The organism is Paraburkholderia sp. Ac-20336, from assembly GCF_017105025.1.
Taxonomy (GTDB): Bacteria; Pseudomonadota; Gammaproteobacteria; order Burkholderiales; family Burkholderiaceae; genus Paraburkholderia.
Genome location: NZ_JAAGPS010000274.1, coordinates 1 through 2,056 on the forward strand (window position 1 = coordinate 1; position 2,056 = coordinate 2,056).

2 protein-coding genes are annotated in these 2,056 nt (G+C 70.7%); both read right to left on the bottom strand.

Annotation, left to right across the window (positions count from 1 at the left end):
* Positions 1 to 158: 158 nt before the first annotated feature.
* Positions 159 to 1,256, bottom strand: coding sequence for an aminopeptidase P family N-terminal domain-containing protein (locus tag GXB81_RS30940; RefSeq protein WP_167284193.1), 1,098 nt, complete (start codon positions 1,254 to 1,256; stop codon positions 159 to 161).
* 26 nt (positions 1,257 to 1,282) lie between these two features.
* Positions 1,283 to 2,056, bottom strand: a 774-nt coding sequence (locus tag GXB81_RS30945) for a Xaa-Pro peptidase family protein (protein WP_205991203.1), incomplete at its 5' end; no start/stop codon positions are given.

Consider the following 2,056-nt stretch of genomic DNA (forward strand, 5'->3'; position numbering starts at 1 on the left):
TCGCCGCACGGCCTGGCCTTCCGCGCTCGCCGCGCCCGCGAGCAAAGCAATGGCCGAATCGGCGAGTTGCAGGCCGATCGCCTCGCGATGCGGCTCGCTCGACGCCGACGCCGCGAACCCGGCGAGTTCCTCGATGAACGTGGACACAGGCATGCCGCTCATGAGGCGAGCGAGATGCTCTCGCGGCCGTCGGCGGCGACCGCGAGCGGCACGCTGCCGCGCCACGGGCCGTCCGGCAAGGCGAGTTCGACCGAGAGCACCGCGAGGCCGCCGGCGGACAACGCCGCGACCGGTGGCCGGTCATGCGCGGCCACGACCGACAGCGGATACACGCCCACGCTGGTCTCGAGCGTCCACGCGTTCAGCGCGCCGCCGCCCGGCACGTCGGCGAAGCGCGGCGCCGCCTGCGCGACGGAGAGCGACGCAGCGGCATCCGTCAGCCAGCGGCTCGAGGTTTGCCACGACAACGGCTCGCCACCCGACGCGACGCAGCGGTTCACCCGCACCCAGCTACCCTTGTAGGCCACCGACAGCTCCACCGCGTAGCGTTCGCCGAGCGGCGCGTCGCCTTCCATGCGCGAGAGCGTGGCGTTGCGCGTGAAATCCGGTGCGATTCGCAGCAACACTTCTTCCGCGCCCGCGCGGCGTGCCGACGCTTCGATCGCCGCCAGCACCTCGGCGGCACGCGTCGCGCCGGCCGGAATCGCGAGCAGCGCGGCCTCGCCGATCGCCGTGGCGCGTTTCGCGAGATCGAGTTCGGCGCGATCCGCGGTCTGCCGCAATTGCGCGTAGAGCGCACTGGCGTCGACGAGACTGTCTTCACCGAATGCCTTCACGAGCGGCTCGCCCACGGACCACGGCAGCCCATCCAGACCAATCACGCCGATGCGCGCCTTGCTATCGGCACGATCTCCGAGTCCCTGCTCGCGCAGAAACTCCCCTGTCTTCTCGCCAAGACGCGGCGCCGACACGACCTCGCCCAGATGCGAAACCTCGCGAATCCACGGATGCACGCGCGGCGTCAGCGCGGCGAGCAGCGTCGGCGCGCCGTGCGGCAACACCACCGCGAGCGCCTCGCTCCAGTACGGCACGAAGTGCGTGAGCCACTGCACGGGCGCGGGCTGCGCGAACGACGTATAGGCCAGCACCGCATCCAGGCGCGCCTCCCGCATCGCCTGCTGCAACCGCGCCACGCGGGCTTCCAGTATCGCTTGCGGGACTTCCTCCCGCGACCAGCTGATCAAACCTCGACGCATAGTCAGGACTCCTTTTACGCAGGCGGTCAGGCCGGCACACTGATGAGATCGCGCGTCGTTCCCGTGAGAACGTCGCAGCCGCTCGCCGTCACGCGCACCGTATCGCCGAGCACCATATAGCCGGCCTCGGGGTGATACGTGTTGGGGTGCACGATCAGCGTCATATCGGGCTCGAGCACGAGTTCGACGTTTTCCAGCACGTGCGGCCCGTCGACGAAAAGGCCCACGCCGTGGCCGCGCACCCGCGTATACGCCGACGTCACGTAGTCCCCGAGACCGTGGCGGCGGAACACGTCGTTCTGCGCGCGCGCCACGTCGCCGTGCGTCGCGCCGGGTCGCACCGCCGCGATCCCCGCTTCGAGCGCCTCCCGGTAGACCGCATAGGCGCGCAGCTGCGTGTCGGTCGGCTCGCCGACCACGAGCGTGCGGCAGATCTGCGCGTAGTAGCCGTCGACGCACGGCGTGAGTTCGGTGGTCACGAGATCGCCCGCCGCGATGCGCCTGTCGCCGGGCGGATGCATGCCGCGCACTTCGCGACCGCCCGTGCCGAGAATCACGAAGTTCTCGGGGCATCCCTGGCTGCGGAACCACGCTTCGACTTCGGCGATCAGTTCGTATTCGCTGCAACCCACGCGCGCCGCGTCCCGGAACACCGCGTAACCGGCGTCGGCCAGCGCGGTGGCGCGCGCCACCGCAGCGGCTTCCGCCGCGCTCTTCCTGACCATCAGCCGGTCGAACCACGCGGTGGCCGCCGTCATGCCCGCGCCCAGCGGGCCCTGGGCAAGACGCGTGGGGGACAC

What these genes read in the sequence shown, in the direction of transcription:
- GXB81_RS30940 (WP_167284193.1), bottom strand. Translation starts at nt 1,256, where the DNA reads ATGCGTCGAGGTTTGATCAGCTGGTCGCGGGAGGAAGTCCCGCAAGCG.